General features: G+C 59.9%; 5 protein-coding genes. 1 reads left to right on the top strand and 4 read right to left on the bottom strand.

Annotated elements, in window-relative coordinates; all coding sequences use genetic code 11:
* Window positions 1-271 precede the first annotated feature (271 nt).
* Window positions 272-685: a hypothetical protein gene (locus tag ACQKJZ_RS18645; RefSeq protein WP_427733110.1), complete on the top strand. Its 414-nt coding sequence runs from the start codon at window positions 272-274 to the stop codon at window positions 683-685.
* 3 nt (window positions 686-688) lie between these two features.
* Here ACQKJZ_RS18645 and ACQKJZ_RS18640 read toward each other — a convergent pair whose 3' ends face one another.
* From ACQKJZ_RS18640 to ACQKJZ_RS18625, 4 genes are all read right to left on the bottom strand, one after another.
* Window positions 689-1,042, bottom strand: a complete 354-nt coding sequence (locus ACQKJZ_RS18640; RefSeq protein WP_427733108.1) for a J domain-containing protein — start codon at window positions 1,040-1,042, stop codon at window positions 689-691.
* A 513-nt stretch (window positions 1,043-1,555) separates the two neighbouring features.
* Window positions 1,556-2,038 carry a DUF421 domain-containing protein gene (locus ACQKJZ_RS18635; RefSeq protein ID WP_427733106.1) on the bottom strand — a complete coding sequence of 161 codons (483 nt, stop codon included), beginning with the start codon at window positions 2,036-2,038 and terminating at the stop codon, window positions 1,556-1,558.
* On the bottom strand, window positions 2,038-2,565 hold the full coding sequence (locus ACQKJZ_RS18630; RefSeq protein WP_427733104.1) for a hypothetical protein: 528 nt from the start codon (window positions 2,563-2,565) through the stop codon (window positions 2,038-2,040). Before ACQKJZ_RS18630 ends, ACQKJZ_RS18635 begins: the two co-directional genes overlap by 1 nt.
* A 184-nt stretch (window positions 2,566-2,749) precedes the next feature.
* Window positions 2,750-3,412: phosphatase PAP2 family protein (locus ACQKJZ_RS18625; protein ID WP_427733102.1), on the bottom strand; the 663-nt coding region annotated here is incomplete at its 5' end.

Here is a 3,412-nt window from a genome sequence, read left to right as displayed (position 1 = left end):
CGCCGTAGCGCTTCCTCGTCGTCTTCATTCCCGTACCAGTCCTTCAGGTCAGGAGTAGCTTAACACCCTGTCCAGAAAACCGGCACCACCTCAGTCCGCTATTCAGGCTGAAGGTATCGGCGCCATTTTCGATAAGGCGTACGTCGCCAATTCCAACCTTGGTGGGGGATCGCTAGGCACCGTCAGCGGAGCCAAGCTCAACAGCGAGATTATCCGCTTCGGCATTCCGAAACTCAAGGTTCTGCTTGATGAGCCGGAGTTCAACCGGCTGATGAGCCTGCGCCGCGTAATTGGCGAGGCGACCATTCAGATCCAGGGCACGACCAATCCGAGCGGGTCGGCATACAAGCTCATGCGCTTCCTGACGCCGATGGCTGCGAAATTCTCCGGCATCCCACTAGCAGGCCCGGCGATTGACGTTGCGACTGGACTCGTCAAGCAGGCCAAAGCGACAGCCAAAGCGGGCCGGACCCTTTCCGGTATGATCGAATACAGCAGCGCGAAGGCAGCGCGAGATGCCGCAGGGGTTAAGGCGCGAGGACGCCCGGCCTCCACTGTCGCTGACGAAAAGCGCGTGGATGAGCAAGTCGCTGGTTTTTTGGAGGCGCTGGCGGAAGCGGCCCGCTCGGGTCAGTTGACAGCTTCTGTTCTTTCCGCCGGGACACCCAAGTCTGATCAACGCTGACTTTCAGCGTGTCGCTATGAAGGCAAAAATGGCGACAATCCCGGCGGATGCCAACAGAGCAAACCCTAACTTTCGCGCGATGGGGAGCGGCGGCCGATAGTCGACCGGCATCGGCTGCCACTCCCATGCGGGTGCAACGTCGACTTTCACCGTGCCACCACTTCTTATAGCTGAATAAGCAGCATTAATTTCCTGCGCCCTTGCGCTGTCTGCGGCGGCGCCAGTTCGGTCCGGATGGTACTTTTTCATCAAAGCGCGATACGCCGCGTCAACCACCTCGGGCTCGGCACCAATCTGCACGCCTAAGACTTCGTAGGGATCTCTCACTAAGCGCGATCTACCATATTCATGGAGCATTTGGCCATCGGTGCAGTCGGCTTGGGAAGCCGTCTAGTCCCTTCCGTCGCTCCTAGTTCTTACGGGCAACCTCCCGAGCCTAGCGATCAACCTGATTGGGCGACAGCGGGGCCGCCGGATCAGATACAGACCGATCTGGATCCTGGTGCGGCTCATATGCGATCACCCATTGCGGATAACCTTCTGGCGACATGGTGATGTCAGCATGCCCAACCGGGTCGTTGCCGGTCTCGATCCACCCCGCCCCGTGGCAATAATCGCAGATTGCTCGCTTGCACCGGAAGCTGACCAGATCAATTTCCGTGTTCCATTGCCCATACCCTCGGCAAATCGGGCATTTTGCATCCAAGGTCCCGTTTCGCGGCTGAAGCGGGATGATGTCGAAAGCATGGGGGCTGTTTGGTCCATCGCAATAGACGACGTTGCTGGCATGAGCGATCGGTCTTCTCCTACACCACCGCCGAACGAACTATCGGAGATGGGGTTTCCGCCATCGTTATGGAGTGAATGATGTTACGCCGTACCAGCGTCATCGTCGTCGGGCTTTACCTCGCCACCATCTTTCCGGATGAAGCTGATCTTGCCCTGTGTCTCTAGGATAGCCCAGGCGACCTGGTTCATATGGGCGATACCAGCCAACCGCATCTCTGCTTCGACCTCTGCCCGCGTTATGCGATCGCGGCGGAGGTTCGCTTGGATCAGCTCGCCATCTCGAATGATGACCTGGGGTCGACCATCCAATAGCGTCTCCAGCCTGGGTGAAAGGTAGGTCGCCCAGCTCATTACCAGCGCCCAGAAAGCGAACGTGGCGATAGCCAGGATCGAACCGGTGAGGCTGAAGTCGTTATGCGTGACGCCTTGCTGGACCAAGTCGCCCATCACCACGATGACCACCAATTCGAATGGCGTCAGCTGGCCGATCTCGCGTTTGCCCAGCAGCCGCAGCAGCAGGTAGAGCGCCGCGAATGTGACGGAAGCGCGTAGGACGATGTCCATTATGGCAGGACCGGGACGGTTACATAGGCCTTGGTCAGGGGGGTGTCGTGGTCCAGAAGCGTGACGTTCCCCGCCACACGACCGATCAACGGCGGGTTTGTCTGGCCATCTATTTTGACCTCGAGCGTCTCCCCAGCCTTCAAGGGGCCGTACTCAAAGCGATACTGCCCATCCTTGAAACTCTCGTTGGCGGGGGCTGGTACCTGGCTGTTGATGGTCAGATCGCGCCAGAGGGATGCGTCCACGCCGATTACGGGCTTGGCAATGGCTTGTCGGGCGGTGACCCGGATGTGGGTCTCGAAAAACAAGCCGCTGCGCAGCGGCCGGGCGACCTTGAGTTCCAACGAAGCGGCGGGAGCAGAGACAGCCGTTACGGGCGCAGGCGCGCCGCCAAGCAGCCCACTCGCCGCAACTGCCATAGCAGTGCCTAGTATGATGAATGCGAGCGGGCTGGCGTGCGCCCGAAGCCCTCGAACGGGTGCCACATGGCGCTCCTCGATGCCGTCAGGCAGGTCGGTGTCACCCATCTAGCTCATCGAGCCATTTTGTCTCGCAGACGTGTAGGCACGACGTCATGTAGCTCGATCCTCACGGGTCCATCGCATCATGAAGCATAAGGGCCTCACATGTGGGTTAATGCAATAAACTCAGGTCAATAAAGCGCGATTGGGATGACCCCACGTCCTTGCTATCGTGCTGAAGCCGAGGCGACTACAGCGCCCCTGCAAGACGGATGACCGGCGTCGGGGCGTCGCCACCGATCGAACGCTGCGGCTCTGCAAGCGCACGCCTAACCCATCGCACCGCTAAATCGATCGCCGCATCGCTCACGCGTTCAGCGATCAGGCCAATGGCTATCCCGGCCAGGACATCGCCAGCATAGTGCGTTCCGCGTGGCACCTGCACGACGGACACTGACAGCGCCGCACCACGAGCAGCGACCGCATGATCTGGATATGCTCGCGCAATTGCCTCTCCGACTGCGACCGCACCGGCGCTGTGACCTGACGGGAACGAATTCTCCTCGTGCCGGTGGCTATCACCTTCCCGCACCCGTGGATCATCACCGTCTTTCGGGCGCCTGCGGTCGATCACCGATTTAATTCCGCTCTTGGCCCAAGTGGCAAGCGTGTGAGCCGCCAGCATCCTGAAGCCGGTGCTGGTAAGGTGAATATTCCGTCGGGCGATACCATCCGCGACCGTAGCGGCGCAGATCATCCTCATCTGTGGCTGATCGCCGATCTCGCTGGCGGCACCAATCAGTCGCACTGGCCAGCTATCTGGACTTGCCCCGCTTAAGTGGAGAGGCATTTGCTCAGCGTGACGCGGTTCGTTCGAACTGCGCGGGGCTGATGTAGTCGAGCGCGGAGTGAC

The sequence above is a fragment of the Sphingomonas sp. NPDC019816 genome (genome assembly GCF_050274375.1).
GTDB lineage: Bacteria > Pseudomonadota > Alphaproteobacteria > Sphingomonadales > Sphingomonadaceae > Sphingomonas.
Note: the sequence above shows the minus strand (reverse complement) of the source record. Positions and strands in the feature narration are given on the sequence as shown.